The organism is Hominiventricola aquisgranensis (assembly GCF_040096225.1).
Lineage (GTDB): Bacteria > Bacillota > Clostridia > Lachnospirales > Lachnospiraceae > Hominiventricola > Hominiventricola aquisgranensis.
The window spans coordinates 1-17,901 of sequence record NZ_JBBMFC010000015.1 but is presented as its reverse complement, the minus strand read 5'-3'; the positions used below and the strand labels follow the sequence as shown (position 1 = coordinate 17,901).

The following is a 17,901-nucleotide window of genomic DNA, read 5'->3' as shown; positions in this document are numbered from 1 at the left end:
AAACCACGATGTACTTGCACATGAGAGGTTCTTAAACTTTATGCCCCGCCCAAATATGAGCATAAAAGAGGAGCGCAAGCGCCTCGATATGCGAATATTGGGCAGGATTGTGGGAGTACGAAGTACGAAACAATCCGTATGGTATCATCTATAAAAATATCAAACTAAAACAATCGAGGTTTTACCATGAAAAATAAAAAATTAACCATTGCATTGACTGCAACTGGTCTTGCAAGCGCAACTCTCGTATCACTCTTTGCAATCAATAAGGTAATTGGAAAAATAGCAACATCTAAAGATCTGTTAAATACAAGAAATAAAGAAATATTCAACTGGAGATTTGGAGATATCAGCTATAGCGTAACCGGGGAAGGAAAACCTGTTCTTTTGATCCACAATTTAAAAGAAGACAGCTCCTCTATCGAATGGTCTCAGATCATTCCAGAGCTTTCCCTGAATCATACAGTCTATACTATTGATTTATTAGGTTGCGGACTATCTGATCGCCCGGATATGATCTGTACAAGCTTCATGTATACTCAGTTAGTCAGTGATTTTGTTCGTGACGTGATCAAAAAGAAGACAAATATCGTTGTAACTGGAAAATCTGCTGCTTTTGTTCTGGAGGCATGCAGCAATGAGCCAGATTTATATGGAGATTTAATACTGATCAACCCCGACAGCATCCGTAATTTTCGAAAAGCACCTTCTAAGAGAACAAAAACAGCTGTTTTTATACTGAAACTAAAAATCATCGGTACATTTATCTACCATATGATGTGCAGAAAGAAGAAAATCTACAATTATTTTGAAGAAGATGGATTCTATGACAAGGAAAATATTCCAGAAGCACTGGTAGATTGTTACTACGAAGCTGCTCACATTGGCGGCATGAATGCAAAGAATCTCTACACCAGCTTAAAAGGACGCTATACCAATGTAAATATTGTTCGTGCTTTGAAAGAGATCAACAATAATGTACATATTCTGGCAAGTGAAGAGCTTCCAAATATAAGAAAAAATATGAAAGAATACCAGTACCACAATCCTGCAGTTGAAGTGGAATATCTGGACTATGTAAAAGAGCTTCCACAATTGGAAGCTCCTGAAAAGGTTCTTGATTATCTGAAAATCTACATGTAAAGATAAATTCAAAGATGCCGGACTTCTCAAAGTCCGGCATCTTATTCTTCCAAAGAATCATACCATATTCATGCAATAGATTCTTTCGACAATGCATATTCAACTAATGAAGCGGAGATTTGGTCGGTAACCCAGATTTTCTGGGATATTTTTTCGGACAACCATTTACTTTCACAATTTTTACCAGTGAACGGTGTATATCAGTTCCTGGAAGAGTGAATGTACTGCATTCTTCCAGCCTTCCACCCAGTAAAAAGACCGCTCCCTTCGCATCTGACAATTCTTCTTCGATTTCACCTGACTTGTAGGAGATAAATTCTCCGCCAATCTTTACATAGGGAAGACAATATTCCGACAGCGAAGCCAGATTAGCTACCGCACGGGATACACACAGATCATATTGTTCTCTCTTCTGTCCCGGCTTTGCAAAATCTTCTGCTCTTCCATGAATGGTCTCTATATCTGTAAGTCCCGTCTCCTCAATCACATGATTCAGAAACTGAATTCTCTTATTTAGGGAATCCAGAAGTGTTACTTTCACATTCGGGAACGCAATCTTCAGCGGAAGTCCGGGAAATCCAGCTCCAGTTCCAATATCGATCAGGTTATCCACAGTTGACATATCTTTTGTGGATATAATCGACAGACTATCCACAAAATGTTTACAAACCACTTCTTCAAAGTCAGTGATACCAGTCAGATTCATAAATCCATTCCATTCCACAAGTAATTCATAGTAACGAAAGAACTGCTCTGCCTGCTTTTCGTTGATCTGAATATTCAGTTCACTGATTTTATCAACAATATACTGTAATTTCTGTTCCATACTTTATTCTCCATGATTCTGCATTCTTCTCTGTTCCAGATATACAAGCAATACAGAGATATCTGCAGGAGATACGCCAGAAATGCGGGAAGCCTGTCCAATTGATATTGGTTTACATAATTTAAGTTTCTGTACAGCTTCAATTCTAAGACTATTGATCTGATCATAATCAATATCGTCCGGAATCCGTTTTTCTTCCAGTTTCTTAAACTGTTCCACCTGTTTTAACTGACGTTTGATGTATCCGTCATATTTAATATCAATTTCAACCTGCTCGGTCACTTCATATGGAAGATCCGGGTATTCCTCATCAATTTCTTTCAGATATTCGTATTTCATCTCTGGTCTGCGAAGAATTTCAGCCAGAGAAGCAGCTGTTTTTAATGTAGAACTCTCATGCGATTCCAGAAATGCCTGGATTTTCGGAGATGCACCTACCATGGTCTCTTCCAGACGCTGTTTTTCTTCATCAATCAGACGGACCTTCGTCTGTAATTTCTGATAACGCTCTTTGGAGATCAATCCAACCTGATATCCAACAGGTGTCAGACGCTGATCTGCATTATCCTGCCGAAGAAGTAACCGATATTCAGATCTTGAAGTCATCATACGATATGGTTCATGATTATCTTTTGTTACCAGATCATCGATCAATACACCAATATATCCCTGAGAACGATCGATCACGATCTGCTCACGGCCAAGTACTTCCAATGCAGCATTGATTCCTGCCACAAGACCCTGACTTGCTGCTTCTTCATACCCGGAGCTTCCATTAAACTGTCCACCACTGAACAATCCTTTGATTGCTTTAAACTCCAGTGTCGGATACAACTGTCTTGGATTGATGCAATCATACTCGATTGCGTATGCATTTTTCACAATTTTAGCATGCTCCAGTCCTGGAACCGAATGATACATATCATGCTGTACATCTTCTGGAAGAGAACTGGACATACCGCCCACATACATCTCATTCGTAAAAAGTCCTTCTGGCTCAATAAATACCTGATGACGATTTTTATCTGCAAATCTAACTACCTTATCCTCAATCGACGGACAATATCTCGGACCAGTTCCTTTAATATTTCCGGAATACAACGGTGATCTCTCCAGATTATTACGGATAATTTCATGCGTTTTCTCATTGGTATATGTCAACCAGCAGGAGACCTGATCAATCTGTACAGACTCAGGATCGGTTGTAAAGGAAAATGGAACCACTCTCTTATCTCCGGTCTGCTCTTCCATCTTTGAAAAATCAATGGAACGTTTATCAATTCTGGCCGGTGTACCGGTCTTAAAACGGAACATTTCGATTCCAAGATTTTTCAAAGAATCAGTCAGATGATTAGCTGCCTGAAGTCCATTCGGTCCTGTATAAGTACTCACATCTCCGTAGATACAACGAGCTTTCAAATAAGTTCCTGTACATAAGATCACTGCTTTTGCATGATAAATAGCACCTGAATACAGCTTCACACCTGTTACATGCTCATTTTCCACCAGAATTTCACACACTTCTGCCTGTACAATCTGCAAATGATCTGTATTTTCCAGAACCTGACGCATGGTTCTGCTATACTGTGCCTTATCAGCCTGTGCACGAAGGGAATGAACTGCAGGACCTTTGGAAACATTCAACATTTTAGACTGAATAAAGGTCTTATCAATGACTTTTCCCATCTCTCCACCCAAGGCATCCAGTTCCCGGACCAGATGACCCTTGGAACTTCCTCCAATATTCGGATTACAAGGCATCAAAGCAATACTGTCAACACTGACTGTAAAAATAGCCGTCTCAAGACCCAGTCTTGCACAGGCAAGTGCTGCTTCGCAGCCTGCATGACCGGCGCCTACTACTACGGCATCCACATATTCTTCTACAACTGGCATATGATTCTCCCTTATTTACCCATACAGAATTTGCTGAAGATCTCATTGACCAGATCTTCCCCTACGGATTCTCCGATAATACTTCCCAATGATTCATATGCATCCATCAGATCAATGGAATAAAAATCTTCCGGCATTCCAAGGGAAATGCTCTCCTGTACTTTTTTCAGACTTTCGCCCGCCTCTTCCATCGCGCGTTTCTGACGGGCATTGGTCAGATATACTTCCTCATTAAATGATACTTTTCCTGATAAAAACATGGATTCCAACAGATCTGCAAGCTCATCAATTCCTGTTTCCATTCTTGCAGAGATGCAGACTACCGGCTTATGCAGTCTCTCTTTCACCATTTCCGGCGTAGTCACCATAGACAGATCTGTCTTGTTCAATAACACGACCACATTCTGATCTTTCAGGAAGGAAATAATTTCATCATCATTTTCATCCAGATTCGTGGAACTGTCAACTACATATAGAATTAAATCTGCCTGATCCGCTGCTTTTCTTGCTCGATCCACACCGATTTTTTCCACCACATCTTCTGTCTGACGAATGCCCGCTGTATCCACCATACAAAGACTTAATCCACGGATCTGAATCTGTTCTTCCAAAGTATCTCTGGTTGTTCCAGCAATATCTGTTACGATTGCACGCTCATCTCCGGCCAGAACATTCAAAAGAGAAGATTTACCGGCATTTGGCTTTCCAATGATAACCGTCTTAATTCCTTCCCGCAGTACTCTTCCATCTTCCGCATTTATCAACAGCTTCCGAACTTCATCAGATAAGTTATCCACCTTTTTACCAAGCTCTTCTGGATAACCATCCAGGCTTATATGCTCCGGATCATCCAGGGCAGATTCAATAAATGCAATCTCATAGAGGACTTTTTCCCTTATTTCCTTGATCTTTCTCATGACAGAACCACTTAACTGACTTACTGAACTCTTCAATGCATATGCATTTTTTGATTCGATCACATCCATGACTGCTTCTGCCTGGGACAGATCAATTCTGCCATTTAAAAATGCCCGTTTTGTAAATTCTCCCGGCTCCGCAACTCTCGCACCATTTCTAAGGACCAGTTCCAGGATCTTTTTCATAACAAAGACACCACCATGACAGTCGATTTCCACCGTATCTTCTGCCGTATAACTATGGGGTCCTTTCATCAAAAGCACAATTACCTCATCCAATGTTTCTTTCCCATCCATAATCGTTCCATAGTGAATGGTATAAGTCTCCTGTTCAGAAAGTCTTTTATCTTTTTTATGAGGTCTGAATATTTTCTCCGCTACAGCAAATGCATCAGAACCGCTGATTCTGATGATACCAATGCCGGAACTTGTCATACCGGTAGCGATTGCAGCAATTGTATCATTATATAACATAGAAAAACTCCTCTGTTTTACCGCTGGTTTCCAGAAAAAGAAAGAGGACGCTTATTCGCGTCCTCCGGTTCTTTTCTCAAAGTGACTGTTTCTTGAACCGCCACGGCTGTTGCCATATCGACGACGGTTGTTATTATGATTATCACGAACCTTTACTCCGTCTTTCAAGGTAACTACCACTTTACGGAACGGCTCTTCTCCTTCGCTGTGAGTCTCCACATAGCGATCTGCCTGTAATGCAGAGTGGATCACTCTTCTCTCGTAAGGATTCATCGGCTCAAGAACAACTGCTCTTCCGGTTCTTCTTACTTTGGAAGCAATATTCTTTGCCAGGTTCTCAAGAGTATCTTTTCTTCTCTGACGATAGTTCTCAGTATCCACTTTTACACGAACATATTCTTCTTCACCCTTGTTTGCAACCAGGCTTGCAAGATACTGAAGAGAATCCAGTGTCTGTCCTCTCTTACCGATCAGCACACCCATGTCTTCACCGGACAGATCAACGTTCATGGTATTTTCTTCTTTATTCTCAGTAATCTCGATCTTTGCATCGATCTGCATTGCTGCGAATACGTCTGCCAGAAACTCTTCCACACGATCAACCGTTTCCATCAGCTTGCGAGCTTTGATCTTTGCTGGTTTGCTTCCGATTCCAAGGAATCCGCTGCTTCCTTTTTCAAGGATCTCATAATCAAGCTTATCAGAAGTAGTCTCAAGCTTAATTGCTGCTTCCATAACGGCATCTTCAACTGTTTTTCCAGTAAACTCTCTGTACTCCATACCGATTTATCCCCCTATTTTTTTGACTTTTCGTTATATTTAGCAACCATAGCTGCTTTAGAAGCAAGACTTCCTGGCTTATCTGCGTTCTTATAATAATTGGTAGACGCTTCCATTGCCTCTTTACGTTCTTCTTCTGTCATATGTTTTTTTGTCTTGTCAATTGCTTTCACATTGGTCTTAGCAATATCATTTACTTTCTGAGGCGGAAGACCATTCTTCTCTCTCAGACGGATATTCTTTTCCATGTTGGCTTTCATGATCGCGTCAATATCAAGCTTATCCAGATGTTTATTGATAGCCCACTGCTGAATACCTCTTACAACAGCACCCATGATCCAGTACAGACCCATACCAGCAGGAAGAGTGAGACAGAACCATGCAGACATGAGCGGCATCATCATGTTCATGGACTTCATAGTATTATCCATATTAGAATCACCTGCAGACTGCTGCGGCATCATCTTAAAGTTGAGCCACTGAGTCAAAGCAGCAAGCACCGGTACAAGAATTGCTCCAAGTACCATCAGAAATGCACCAGTGGAAATACCAGCCTTGATCATATTCATCGGTGAGTTCGAAATATTGATCAGAATAAAATCATTCATATGATTGATGGATGCATGTGTAGTATCGATCAGACTATCCATCTCAGGAAAATGATCAGCCAGCATCTGCCAGGTTGCTTTTCCTGTCTCCTGCAGACGATACAATACATCAATGATCGTATTCTGCTGAGCAAAATCTTTCCCAACATATGCATTCATTGCGCCGTTCTTTGCCAGTTCCTGCATAAAATCAGAACCGCCAGCTGCAAGGATCTGAGAGGAAAGCTCTGTAAATACTTCTTTTACACCACTTACATATGCCGGCACTCTCATGATTACCTGATACAGTGCAAGCAGGATCGGCATCTGAATCAAAAGCTGTACACAGCTTCCCGTCGGAGATACGCCGTATTTTGCATAAACAGCTTTTGTCTCCTCATTCATTGCCATCATAGAAGCTTCATCTTTTTTATTTTCATACTTCTTTCTGATTGCAGTCAGCTCCGGATTCATCTTTGCAGAGAATTTAGAGAATTTCTGCTGCTTGATGGTAAGCGGCAGCATCAGAAGATAAATAATAATCGTAAATAAGATGATACACAGACCAATATTCTGTATACCAAATACGCCATCCAGAAAATTAAATAATGCGTTCATGATCCATCCCATGAGCTTCGCAACATCCCCAATAATTGGCGTACCGTTCTGTGTTAATAAAATACCTGTCAAAATAGTCCTCCTTCAATTATGGTACCGGATCATAACCTCCCCTGGAAAATGGATTACATCTTAAGATCCGCCATAGTGCCAATAAACCGCCCCTGACTGCTCCGTACTTCTGGACTGCCTCCAGACCGTACTGTGAGCAGGTTGGATAATAAGGGCATTTTGTGCTTTTTAACGGTGATAAATATTTTTGATAAAATCGAATCAGATAGATTAATATCGTTTTCATTTTAATATACCTTGAAGTTTTCCCAAGTGAAGCAGCGCACTGGTGATCTCCTGACAGGAACAATTCACTGCATTCTTTCTTGTGACGACTACCATGTCCAAACCACTATTGAACATGTCTTCCTGTAGTCTGTAGCTTTCCCGGATCAGCCGGGCCATTCTGTGTCGGACAACACTGTTGCCTACCTTTTTGCTGACTGATATTCCCAGTCGATTGCGCTCTGTCTGATTTTGAAGCACATACAGAACAAGATAGCGGTTTGCATAGGACTTTCCTTCTCTGTACACCCTCTGGAAATCAGAATTTCGTTTCAGCGACTCTGAAAATTTCATCCGTTCTCCTTATAAAAGCCTAGAAGAAAAGGCCACAAATATGCGGCCTACGCTGATAACTGCTTTCTTCCTTTTAATCTTCTAGCTGCTAAAACTTTTCTTCCGCCTGGAGTACTCATTCTAGCTCTGAAACCATGAACTTTCGCTCTGGAACGTTTCTTGGGCTGAAATGTCATTTTCATAATGCGGGCACCTCCTTACTTTTCCCAATCTTCCATATGTTAAAAAACACTATTTCAAGTATACTCATAGAATCCTTGTAAGTCAAGCTATTTTCGCATTTTTTAAGGCAAAAAAAGTTATACACAGTAATGTGGATAAAATGTGGATAAATGGTGGATATGTCTCTTTCCAGCCTTTTTTGTTATTGATATTTTCCCCGGATTATTATATTATTTAGTTTGAGAGATTAGCTAAATATATATAGATGCAGGAGATAAGGTATTATGGATACGCAATTGGAGCTCTTAAAAGAAAAATGGGATAAGATCCTGGAATCGATCCGCGACGATAACGAATTATCGAACGTGGCTTTCAAAACATGGCTTCTTCCCCTGAAAGTGTTCCGTATAGAAGGCAATATACTGAAGATCACAGCACCATTTGAACAGGCAGCCACGTATGTGGAAAATAAATATAAGACCTTTCTCTATGTAGCTGTAGCAGAAGCCATGGGCGAGGAATACGAGATCAGGATCATCACAGAAGATGAGGCCCTCAAAGAAAAACCATTAGAACCGGAAACACCGAAAAAGGCAGCGGCAGCTCCCGCTCCTAAGGTTGCTGAAGAACAGAAGACCAATCTGAATCCCAGATATACCTTTGACACCTTTGTCATCGGCAGCAACAACCGGTTTGCCCATGCCGCAGCACTGGCAGTTGCGGAATCTCCGGGTAAAGAATATAATCCGCTGTTCTTATATGGAGGTGTTGGACTGGGTAAGACCCATCTGATGCATTCCGTTGCCCACTATATTCTTCAGCAGGACCCTACGAAGAAAGTCCTCTATGTGACATCTGAAGTATTTACCAATGAACTGATTGATTCCATTCGTAACGGAAATAACAACAGTATGACTGCTTTCCGTGAAAAATACCGGAATATTGATGTCCTGCTGATTGACGACGTTCAGTTCATTATCGGAAAAGAAAGTACCCAGGAAGAATTCTTCCACACATTTAATGCACTGCACAGTGCAAATAAACAGATCATCATCTCCAGTGACCGTCCGCCAAAAGATATGGAAACACTGGAAGCCAGACTCCAGTCCAGATTTGAATGGGGTCTCATTGCTGATATTTCCTCCCCTGATTACGAGACCAGAATGGCGATCCTTCGTAAAAAAGAGGAGCTGGACGGCTACAATATTGATGATGAAGTCATCCGTTATATTGCAACAAATATCAAATCCAATATCCGTGAGCTGGAAGGCGCCCTTAACAAGCTGGTTGCTCTGTCCAATCTGGAAAAAAGGGAAATCAATATTTCCATGGCAGAAGAGGTATTAAAAGATATTATCTCTCCGAACCAGAAACGTGAAGTGACTCCTCAGGTCATTCTTGACGTGGTTGCTGAACATTATGGCATCTCTGTCAGCGATATCATTGGTGGTAAACGTAATGCTGAGATCGTCACACCTCGTCAGGTCGTGATGTACCTTTGCCGTGAGATCACAGATACTCCATATAAAGCAATCGGTATTCTGCTTGGTAACCGTGACCACTCTACGATCATCAACGGAGATGGTAAAGTTCGTAAACAGCTTCAGGCAAACGATGGAAGCTTAAAGAACAACATTGATATTATACGCAAAAAACTGAGCTCATAAACACCTGTGTGGATATGTTGATTTCGTGTTTTCTATATAATAGGAAAAAACTCATATCCATTATAAACATTTTAATGTGAATATCATGTAGATAATATGTGGAAAAGTTTATAACATTTTCGAGGATGTTGAAAACAATCCGTTTTTAAACATGCCTCAGGGGATATTTCCACATGGTTTCATTTTTATTTTTTGCTTTATCCATAGGGCTTTTTGGACTTATGCACAAATCCACAGCCCCTATTACTAATAAGACTGATTTACACCCTAAAATAAACGGACACAACCACGAAAGGAGTTATACACATGAAATTGACCTGTTCAAAAGCAAATCTGCTGAAGGGAGTTAATATTGTATCCAAGGCAGTTCCTTCTAAAACAACAATGTCGATTCTGGAATGCATTCTGATCGATGCTTCTACTAATGAGATTAAATTTACTGCTAACGATATGGAACTTGGTATTGAGACAAAAGTAGAAGGTACAATTGCAGAAAAAGGAATTGTTGCCATTGATGCAAAAGTATTTTCTGAGATCGTCAGAAAACTACCGGACAATGATGTTACCATCGAAAGCGATAAGAACTTCCAGATTTCTATTAATTGTGAGAAAGCAAATTTTCATATTTCTGGAAAATCAGGAGAGGACTTCTCCTATCTGCCTTACATTGAGAAAACGGATTATCTGACCCTTTCTCAGTTTACGCTGAAAGAGCTTATCCGTCAGACTATCTTTTCTATTGCAGATAATGAGAACAACAAGCTGATGACCGGTGAACTTTTTGAAGTTCATAATAATGAGCTGAAAGTGGTATCTCTGGATGGACACCGTATTTCTATCCGTAATGTACAGTTAAAAGAAGATTACCCGGATCACAAAGTAATCGTTCCAGGTAAATCATTGCAGGAAATCAGCAAGATCTTATCCGGTGAGACGGAAGATGAAGTACGCATCTTCTTTACTGGAAATCATATTGTGTTCGAGTTTGATGCAACAACGGTTGTATCCAGACTGATCGAAGGGGAGTATTTCAAAATTAATCAGATGCTTTCCAGCGATTATGAAACTAAATTTATTATCAATAAAAAAGAACTTCTAAGCTGTATCGACCGTGCAACTCTTCTGGTAAAAGAAGGAGATAAAAAGCCGATCATTTTAAGAATCAGTGATGACAACATGGAGATCAATATCCAGTCTCAATTAGGTTCTATGCAGGAAGATATTGATATTGAAAAAACAGGAAAAGACATTATGATCGGATTCAATCCAAAGTTCCTGATCGATGCACTTCGTGTCATTGATGATGAAAATGTGACTATTTATATGGTGAATCCAAAAGCACCCTGCTACATTAAAGATGATGAGCAGAAATATGTATATCTGATCCTGCCTGTAAACTTTAATACTGCAGTAAACTAGAAGGAGACAGATATGTCAGAGATTAAATTGAGAGAAGATTATATTAAACTTGGCCAGGCACTGAAAGCTGCCGGTTCTGTAGGTTCTGGCGTGGATGCAAAGTTTGTGATCCAGGATGGACGTGTCAAAGTGAATGGCGAGACGGAATATCAGAGAGGAAAGAAACTTTATGATGGTGATGTGATTACCTATGAAGGCGAGACCATCAGAATCGTAAAGTAATGGTTGCATGCAGTTATGGTCATAAAATCCATAAGTCTTCAAAATTACAGAAATTACAGAACACTGAGTCTGGATTTTGATCCGGATACGAATATTTTTTATGGCGATAACGCACAGGGAAAGACCAATATTCTGGAAGCAGTCTATGTGAGCGGCACCAGTCGTTCACATAGAAGTTCAAAAGACAGAGAACTGATCTGTTTTTCTGAAGAAGAAGCCCACATTTGTACTGTGTTTGAAAAAAAAGGGATTCTTCATAAAATCGATATGCATTTGCGGAAAAATAAAACAAAAGGCATTGCCATTGATGGTGTACCGATCCGAAAAGCGAGTGAACTGTTCGGATTGATTCATTTTGTGTTTTTTTCTCCGGAGGATCTTAGCATTATAAAAAATGGCCCGGCGGAGCGGCGGCATTTTTTAGATTCAGAATTATGTCAACTTGATAAAGTCTATCTTTATCAGTTGTCTAATTATAACAAAGTGGTATTGCAGAGAAATAAGCTATTAAAAGAACTATATCTCCACCCGGATTATCGGGAAGTGCTGGATGTGTTGGACATGCAGCTGGTTCAGTATGGGTCTGCGCTGATACAAAGAAGACAGACATTTGCAGAAGAACTGGGGGAAATCGTTCATCGGATCCATAGTCAGTTGTCCGGCGGACAGGAAGAGATGGAGCTGAAATATGAGCCAAACGTGACGGTAGATGCATTTGCCCAGATGCTTTTTGCAAACAGAGAGCGGGATATGCGTCTCAAAACCACGGCCACGGGACCTCACAGAGATGATATTTCTTTTGTGGTAAATGGCGTGGATATCCGTAAATTTGGTTCCCAGGGGCAGCAGCGAACAGCTGCATTATCACTGAAACTTTCAGAAATAGAGCTGGTAAAGAGGCTGATCGGGGATACTCCGGTCCTTTTGCTGGATGATGTATTGTCTGAACTTGACAGTGGACGGCAAAACTATTTATTGAACAGCATTGAAAATATACAGACATTGATCACATGTACCGGTCTGGACGAATTTGTTAATCACAGATTCTCCATTAACCGGATCTACAAAGTAACTGATGGAAGTGTAACTGTGGAAAATAAACAGGAGGCAGATAGATGAGTACAGAATACGGAGCAGATCAGATTCAGATATTGGAAGGACTTGAGGCGGTCAGAAAAAGACCTGGTATGTATATTGATGATACTTCCTTCCGGGGACTGCACCATCTGGTGTATGAGATCGTAGATAATTCCATTGATGAGGCACTGGCTGGATATTGCACTCATATCCAGGTCACGATCCACAAGGATAATTCTATCACTGTGGAAGATGATGGACGTGGAATTCCGACAGGCATCAACCATAAAGCTGGAAAACCTGCAGTTGAGGTGGTATTTACTGTTCTTCATGCGGGAGGAAAATTCGGCGGTGGAGGATACAAAGTATCCGGAGGACTTCATGGCGTTGGAGCATCTGTTGTAAATGCACTGTCTGACTGGCTGGAAGTTACAATTTACAGTGAAGGTAAGATCTATCGTCAGAGATATGAGAGAGGAAAAGTGTGCTATCCGCTGGAAGTAGTTGGAACCTGTCTGCCAAGCAAGACTGGTACATCTGTAAGCTTCCTGCCTGATAAGACCATGTTTGAAGTGACAGAGTATGATTTCAAGACTCTGCAGACCAGACTGCGCGAGATGGCATTTTTGACAAAGGGATTGAAGATCACGCTGACAGATGAGCGTGAGGATCCGGTGCGTTCCAAAATCTATCATTATGAGGGCGGTATTCAGGAATTTGTTCAGTATCTGAATAAGAGCACCACTCCACTGTATGACGATATTATTTATTGTGAAGGGATAAGAGATGGTGTGCAGGTGGAGGTTGCATTCCAGCATAATGATTCTTATTCTGAGAATTGTTATAGTTTTGTAAATAACATCAATACCCATGAAGGCGGTACCCATCTGGCCGGCTTTAAAAATGCAATTACTAAGACATTTAATGATTATGCAAGAAAGAATAAACTGCTCAAAGACAGTGAGAACAATCTGTCCGGTGATGATATCCGTGAGGGATTGACTGCTATCATCAGTGTCAAGATCAGTGAGCCACAGTTCGGTGGTCAGACAAAACACAGTCTTGGAAACACAGAAGCAAGAGCTGCAGTAGATGGAGTGGTCAGTGAACGTCTGACAGTTTACCTGGAGCAGAATCCACAGGTAGCTAAGCTGATTCTTGAAAAATCCATTCTGGCACAGCGTGCAAGAGAAGCAGCAAGAAAAGCAAGAGAACTGACCAGAAGAAAATCTGCTCTGGATGGATTTGCACTGCCCGGAAAACTGGCAGACTGTTCAGACAAAGATCCGTCAAAATGTGAGATCTACATCGTAGAGGGAGATTCTGCAGGCGGTTCTGCAAAGACGGCGCGTAACCGTATAACGCAGGCAATCCTTCCACTTCGTGGTAAGATTCTCAATGTAGAAAAAGCAAGACTGGATCGTATTTACGGAAATGAAGAGATCAAATCTATGATCACTGCATTTGGTACTGGTATTCATGAAGATTTTGATATCAGTAAACTTCGGTATCACAAGATCATTATCATGACCGATGCCGATGTGGATGGTGCCCATATCAGTACATTACTGTTGACGTTCCTGTATCGTTTTATGCCGGAACTGATCAAACAGGGATATGTATACCTGGCGCAGCCACCTCTGTACAAAGTAGAGAAAAATAAAAAAGTATGGTATGCATACAGTGACGAAGAATTGAATAACATCCTTACCGAGATCGGCCGTGATCAGAATAATAAGATCCAGCGTTATAAAGGTCTTGGAGAGATGGATGCGGAGCAGTTGTGGGAGACCACTATGGATCCGGAAAAACGAATTCTTCTGAAAGTAACCATGAACGAAGAAGAATCTTCAGAGATCGACCTGACATTCACCACATTGATGGGCGATAAGGTAGAACCGCGTAAGGAGTTCATCGAAGCGAACGCAAAATATGTGAAGAATCTGGATATTTAACGGATATGGGGAGTAAATGATGGAAGATAATATTTTTGATAAGATTCATGAAGTAGACTTAAAGGAGACCATGGAGACCTCCTATATCGATTATGCCATGAGCGTTATTGCGGCCCGTGCTCTTCCAGATGTAAGAGATGGACTTAAGCCAGTACAGCGTCGAGTGCTGTATTCTATGATCGAGCTGAACAACGGACCTGACAAGCCACACAGAAAATGTGCACGTATCGTCGGCGATACCATGGGTAAATATCATCCTCATGGAGACAGCTCTATCTATGGAGCACTTGTTAATATGGCACAGGACTGGTCCACCAGATATCCTCTGGTAGACGGTCATGGAAACTTTGGTTCTGTGGATGGAGACGGCGCGGCGGCCATGCGTTATACAGAGGCACGTCTGAGCAAGATTTCCATGGAGATGCTTGCAGATATCAATAAAGATACCGTTGATTTTGTACCGAACTTTGATGAGACGGAGAAAGAACCGTCTGTATTGCCGTCCAGATTTCCAAACCTTCTGGTAAACGGAACGTCTGGTATTGCAGTTGGTATGGCAACCAACATTCCGCCTCACAATCTTCGTGAGGTTATTGGTGCTGTTGTGAAGATCATTGATAACCGGGTAGAAGAGGACAGAGATACCTCGATCGATGAGATCCTTGATATTGTAAAAGGACCGGATTTCCCGACAGGTGCGGAGATTCTTGGTACTTCCGGTATCAATGAAGCATACAGAACCGGCCGGGGCAAGATCCGCGTGCGTTCTGTGACCAATATCGAATCCATGGCAAACGGTAAGAATCGTATTGTTGTTACAGAGCTTCCGTTTATGGTAAATAAAGCCCGTCTGATCGAGAAGATCGCGGAGCTGGCAAAAGATAAAAGAATTGATGGCATTACTCATATTGCGGATGAATCCAGCCGTGAAGGAATGCGTATCAATATTGAGCTCAGAAAAGATGTGAATCCAAATGTAATCCTGAATCAGCTGTATAAACATACCCAGCTGCAGGATACCTTTGGCGTGATCATGCTGGCTCTGGTAAATAATGAGCCAAGAGTACTGAATCTTCTTGATATGTTAAAGTATTATCTGAGACATCAGGAAGATGTAGTTACCAGAAGAACCAAATATGAGTTAAACAAGGCAGAAGAGCGTGCCCATATCTTAAAAGGTTTGCTGATCGCTCTTGATAATATCGACCGTGTCATCGAGATCATCCGCGGATCTGCCAATGTGCAGGATGCAAAGGCTTCTCTGATCGAAGAGTTTGCATTGGATGATGTACAGGCACAGGCAATTGTAGACATGCGTCTGCGTGCACTGACAGGTCTGGAACGTGACAAGATCGAGAAAGAATATGCAGAATTGATGTCTCGTATTGAATATTTGAAAGAGATCCTGGCAGATGAGAAAAAATTGCTGGGTGTGATCAAAGAAGAGATCACTCTGATCTCTGATAAATATGGGGATGATCGTCGGACCAAGATTGGCTATGATGAGTTTGATATCAACATGGAGGATCTGATCCCTGTCAGCGATACAGTCATTACCATGACACATCTGGGATATATTAAGAGAATGACTCCGGATAATTTCCGCAGCCAGAACAGAGGTGGAAAAGGAATCAAGGGTATGCAGACATTGGATGAAGATTTCATTGAAGAAATCTTTATGTCAACGACCCATAATTATCTGATGTTCTTCACCAGCTTTGGAAGGGTATACCGTATGAAAGCATACGAAATCCCGGAAGCAGGAAGAACCGCAAGGGGTACTGCAATCATTAACCTTTTACATCTGCAGCCAGGCGAGAAGATCAGTGCGGTGATACCGATCAAAGAGTGGAATGATGACGCTTATCTGGTAATGGCTACGAAGAATGGTGTGATCAAGAAGACGCCAATGTCTGATTATAACAATATCCGTAAGACAGGTCTGCAGGCAATTGTACTTCGTGACGATGATGAACTGATCGAAGTAAAAGTAACAGATGGTGAGCGTAAGATCATCCTGGTGACTGAGAATGGTATGAGTATCTGTTTTGATGAAAAAGATATCCGTATTACAGGAAGAGTCTCTATGGGTGTTATTGGTATTAAGCTGGATGAAGGCGATGAAGTGGTTGCCATGCAGCTTGATATTCAGGGAGAATATCTTCTGATCGTATCAGAAAATGGTCTTGGAAAGAGAACTCTGATCTCTGAGTTCCATCCACAGAACCGTAATGGTAAAGGTCTGAAATGCTATAAGATCACAGAAAAGACAGGTAAAGTCATAGGTGCCAAGGCAGTCAATGAAGATGATGAGATTATGATGATCACCAATGAAGGTATCGTCATCCGTACAGACTGTGCAAGCATCTCTGTATTGAAGAGAATCACATCTGGTGTGAAATTGATGCATGTGGATTCTGAGAATGGTATTAAAGTAGCTAATATTGCAAAAGTGCGGGAACAGGTCCGCGCTGATCAGGAAGAGCAGGTGGAATCAGATGAAGAGAATCCTTCTGATGGTATGTAGAAACATATTCATTGTTCCATGGTTATATCTGAAACTCTGTTGGTATGCAAGTCATACCAACAGTATCCCTGTGGAAAAGAAAATGGCATTGTTGAAAACTATCGTTGGATATGCCAACCGTGGTGGAAATGTAGAGATCAAAGCCTATGGAGTAGAAAATATTCCATCAGAAGGCAGTTTTATGTTCTTTCCAAATCATCAGGGACTTTATGATGTGCTGGCAATGATAGAGACATCTCCCATATTCTTTTCTGTGGTTGTAAAAAAGGAACTGATGAAGATCGGATTCCTGCGGACAGTATTTAAAATTATGGGAGCATATGCGATTGATCGTGAGGATGTCCGTCAGTCCATGAAGGTGATCCAGAGTGTCAGTGAAGATGTGAAGAATGGAAAAAGTTTCTTAATCTTCCCGGAAGGCACCAGATCCAGAAATGGAAATGAGATCGGTGAATTCAAGGGAGGTTCCTTTAAGAGTGCCACAAAAGCAAAATGTCCGATCGTACCGGTTGCAATTATCGATTCTTATAAGGCATTTGATACAAAGTCTATCGAAAAGGTAACGGTTCAGGTACATTATCTGGAACCTTTATACTACGATGACTACAAGATGTTGAAGACTCACGAGATCGCAGAAATTGTTAGTAAAAAAATTGAAAAAACAATTGACAATTACACAAAGTGTTAGTATAATAGTCAATGCGCTACGGAAATAGCGAATTGGAGAAATACTCAAGAGGCTGAAGAGGCGCCCCTGCTAAGGGTGTAGGTCGGGCAACCGGCGCGAGGGTTCAAATCCCTCTTTCTCCGTTCTTTTTCATGGACAACCACTTAAAAAACTTTTTGAAAAAGTTAAAAAAAGTTGTTGACAAAAAGAAAAAGAAGTGTTAAGATATCAGAGTTGCTGCTGAGGCAACGAGATAGAACATGAACCTTGATAATTAAATAGTGCTTTGAAAATCTTCGAAAATTCTTTTGAAAATTTTTAAACGAACAGCTTT

Annotated in this window: 16 protein-coding genes and 1 tRNA gene; 9 read left to right on the top strand and 8 right to left on the bottom strand. The window is 41.1% G+C overall.

The window, feature by feature from the left end; translation table 11 throughout:
- Window positions 1–186 precede the first annotated feature (186 nt).
- Window positions 187–1,143, top strand: a complete 957-nt coding sequence (locus WMO62_RS09425) for an alpha/beta hydrolase (RefSeq protein WP_118438875.1) — start codon at window positions 187–189, stop codon at window positions 1,141–1,143.
- A gap of 103 nt (window positions 1,144–1,246) precedes the next feature.
- Here the strand turns inward: WMO62_RS09425 and rsmG are convergent, their stop codons facing one another.
- From rsmG to rpmH, 8 genes are read right to left on the bottom strand one after another with little or no spacing between them, the layout of a single operon-like run.
- Window positions 1,247–1,969 (bottom strand): 16S rRNA (guanine(527)-N(7))-methyltransferase RsmG, encoded by a 723-nt coding sequence (gene rsmG / locus WMO62_RS09420; protein WP_349144511.1) that lies wholly within the window; start codon window positions 1,967–1,969, stop codon window positions 1,247–1,249.
- A 3-nt stretch (window positions 1,970–1,972) separates the two neighbouring features.
- A complete protein-coding gene (mnmG, locus tag WMO62_RS09415) occupies window positions 1,973–3,865 on the bottom strand; it encodes a tRNA uridine-5-carboxymethylaminomethyl(34) synthesis enzyme MnmG (RefSeq protein ID WP_349144510.1) in 1,893 nt (630 codons plus the stop codon).
- Between the two features lie 11 nt (window positions 3,866–3,876).
- Window positions 3,877–5,256: a tRNA uridine-5-carboxymethylaminomethyl(34) synthesis GTPase MnmE gene (mnmE, locus tag WMO62_RS09410; protein WP_349144509.1), complete on the bottom strand. Its 1,380-nt coding sequence runs from the start codon at window positions 5,254–5,256 to the stop codon at window positions 3,877–3,879.
- A 51-nt stretch (window positions 5,257–5,307) separates the two neighbouring features.
- The gene (gene jag, locus WMO62_RS09405; RefSeq protein ID WP_117500044.1) at window positions 5,308–6,036 is read right to left on the bottom strand and encodes an RNA-binding cell elongation regulator Jag/EloR; all 729 of its coding nucleotides are present in this window, start codon (window positions 6,034–6,036) and stop codon (window positions 5,308–5,310) included.
- A 14-nt stretch (window positions 6,037–6,050) separates the two neighbouring features.
- Window positions 6,051–7,313, bottom strand: a complete 1,263-nt coding sequence (locus tag WMO62_RS09400) for a YidC/Oxa1 family membrane protein insertase (protein ID WP_349144508.1) — start codon at window positions 7,311–7,313, stop codon at window positions 6,051–6,053.
- A gap of 16 nt (window positions 7,314–7,329) precedes the next feature.
- Window positions 7,330–7,539, bottom strand: a complete 210-nt coding sequence (gene yidD / locus WMO62_RS09395) for a membrane protein insertion efficiency factor YidD (RefSeq protein ID WP_117500046.1) — start codon at window positions 7,537–7,539, stop codon at window positions 7,330–7,332.
- Entirely contained in the window at window positions 7,536–7,871 is a 336-nt protein-coding gene (rnpA, locus tag WMO62_RS09390) for a ribonuclease P protein component (protein WP_117500047.1), read from the bottom strand. Before rnpA ends, yidD begins: the two co-directional genes overlap by 4 nt.
- Window positions 7,872–7,918: 47 nt before the next feature.
- Entirely contained in the window at window positions 7,919–8,053 is a 135-nt protein-coding gene (rpmH, locus tag WMO62_RS09385; RefSeq protein WP_117500048.1) for a 50S ribosomal protein L34, read from the bottom strand.
- A 276-nt stretch (window positions 8,054–8,329) separates the two neighbouring features.
- Here rpmH and dnaA point away from each other — a divergent pair, with 276 nt between their 5' ends.
- From dnaA to WMO62_RS09345, 8 genes are all read left to right on the top strand, one after another.
- Window positions 8,330–9,700: a chromosomal replication initiator protein DnaA gene (gene dnaA, locus WMO62_RS09380; protein ID WP_349144541.1), complete on the top strand. Its 1,371-nt coding sequence runs from the start codon at window positions 8,330–8,332 to the stop codon at window positions 9,698–9,700.
- A gap of 306 nt (window positions 9,701–10,006) precedes the next feature.
- A complete protein-coding gene (gene dnaN, locus WMO62_RS09375) occupies window positions 10,007–11,119 on the top strand; it encodes a DNA polymerase III subunit beta (protein ID WP_118438880.1) in 1,113 nt (370 codons plus the stop codon).
- A 12-nt stretch (window positions 11,120–11,131) separates the two neighbouring features.
- Window positions 11,132–11,341, top strand: a complete 210-nt coding sequence (locus tag WMO62_RS09370; protein ID WP_117500050.1) for an RNA-binding S4 domain-containing protein — start codon at window positions 11,132–11,134, stop codon at window positions 11,339–11,341.
- Window positions 11,342–11,356: 15 nt separating this feature from the next.
- Window positions 11,357–12,460 (top strand): DNA replication/repair protein RecF, encoded by a 1,104-nt coding sequence (recF, locus tag WMO62_RS09365; RefSeq protein ID WP_118627571.1) that lies wholly within the window; start codon window positions 11,357–11,359, stop codon window positions 12,458–12,460.
- Window positions 12,457–14,373, top strand: coding sequence for a DNA topoisomerase (ATP-hydrolyzing) subunit B (gene gyrB, locus WMO62_RS09360; RefSeq protein ID WP_147602462.1), 1,917 nt, complete (start codon window positions 12,457–12,459; stop codon window positions 14,371–14,373). The genes recF and gyrB overlap by 4 nt, the downstream gene beginning before the upstream one ends.
- 19 nt (window positions 14,374–14,392) lie before the next feature.
- The gene (gene gyrA / locus WMO62_RS09355; RefSeq protein WP_349144540.1) at window positions 14,393–16,900 is read left to right on the top strand and encodes a DNA gyrase subunit A; all 2,508 of its coding nucleotides are present in this window, start codon (window positions 14,393–14,395) and stop codon (window positions 16,898–16,900) included.
- On the top strand, window positions 16,872–17,588 hold the full coding sequence (locus WMO62_RS09350; protein WP_147602461.1) for a 1-acylglycerol-3-phosphate O-acyltransferase: 717 nt from the start codon (window positions 16,872–16,874) through the stop codon (window positions 17,586–17,588). The genes gyrA and WMO62_RS09350 overlap by 29 nt, the downstream gene beginning before the upstream one ends.
- Before the next feature lie 34 nt (window positions 17,589–17,622).
- Window positions 17,623–17,710, top strand: a tRNA-Ser gene (locus WMO62_RS09345).
- Window positions 17,711–17,901 lie beyond the last annotated feature (191 nt).

What these genes read in the sequence shown, in the direction of transcription:
- rnpA (WP_117500047.1), bottom strand. Translation starts at nt 7,871, where the DNA reads ATGAAATTTTCAGAGTCGCTGAAACGAAATTCTGATTTCCAGAGGGTG.
- gyrA (WP_349144540.1), top strand. Translation starts at nt 14,393, where the DNA reads ATGGAAGATAATATTTTTGATAAGATTCATGAAGTAGACTTAAAGGAG.
- WMO62_RS09370 (WP_117500050.1), top strand. Translation starts at nt 11,132, where the DNA reads ATGTCAGAGATTAAATTGAGAGAAGATTATATTAAACTTGGCCAGGCA.
- rsmG (WP_349144511.1), bottom strand. Translation starts at nt 1,969, where the DNA reads ATGGAACAGAAATTACAGTATATTGTTGATAAAATCAGTGAACTGAAT.
- WMO62_RS09425 (WP_118438875.1), top strand. Translation starts at nt 187, where the DNA reads ATGAAAAATAAAAAATTAACCATTGCATTGACTGCAACTGGTCTTGCA.
- WMO62_RS09350 (WP_147602461.1), top strand. Translation starts at nt 16,872, where the DNA reads ATGAAGAGAATCCTTCTGATGGTATGTAGAAACATATTCATTGTTCCA.
- recF (WP_118627571.1), top strand. Translation starts at nt 11,357, where the DNA reads ATGGTCATAAAATCCATAAGTCTTCAAAATTACAGAAATTACAGAACA.
- yidD (WP_117500046.1), bottom strand. Translation starts at nt 7,539, where the DNA reads ATGAAAACGATATTAATCTATCTGATTCGATTTTATCAAAAATATTTA.
- rpmH (WP_117500048.1), bottom strand. Translation starts at nt 8,053, where the DNA reads ATGAAAATGACATTTCAGCCCAAGAAACGTTCCAGAGCGAAAGTTCAT.
- mnmE (WP_349144509.1), bottom strand. Translation starts at nt 5,256, where the DNA reads ATGTTATATAATGATACAATTGCTGCAATCGCTACCGGTATGACAAGT.
- gyrB (WP_147602462.1), top strand. Translation starts at nt 12,457, where the DNA reads ATGAGTACAGAATACGGAGCAGATCAGATTCAGATATTGGAAGGACTT.
- jag (WP_117500044.1), bottom strand. Translation starts at nt 6,036, where the DNA reads ATGGAGTACAGAGAGTTTACTGGAAAAACAGTTGAAGATGCCGTTATG.
- mnmG (WP_349144510.1), bottom strand. Translation starts at nt 3,865, where the DNA reads ATGCCAGTTGTAGAAGAATATGTGGATGCCGTAGTAGTAGGCGCCGGT.
- dnaN (WP_118438880.1), top strand. Translation starts at nt 10,007, where the DNA reads ATGAAATTGACCTGTTCAAAAGCAAATCTGCTGAAGGGAGTTAATATT.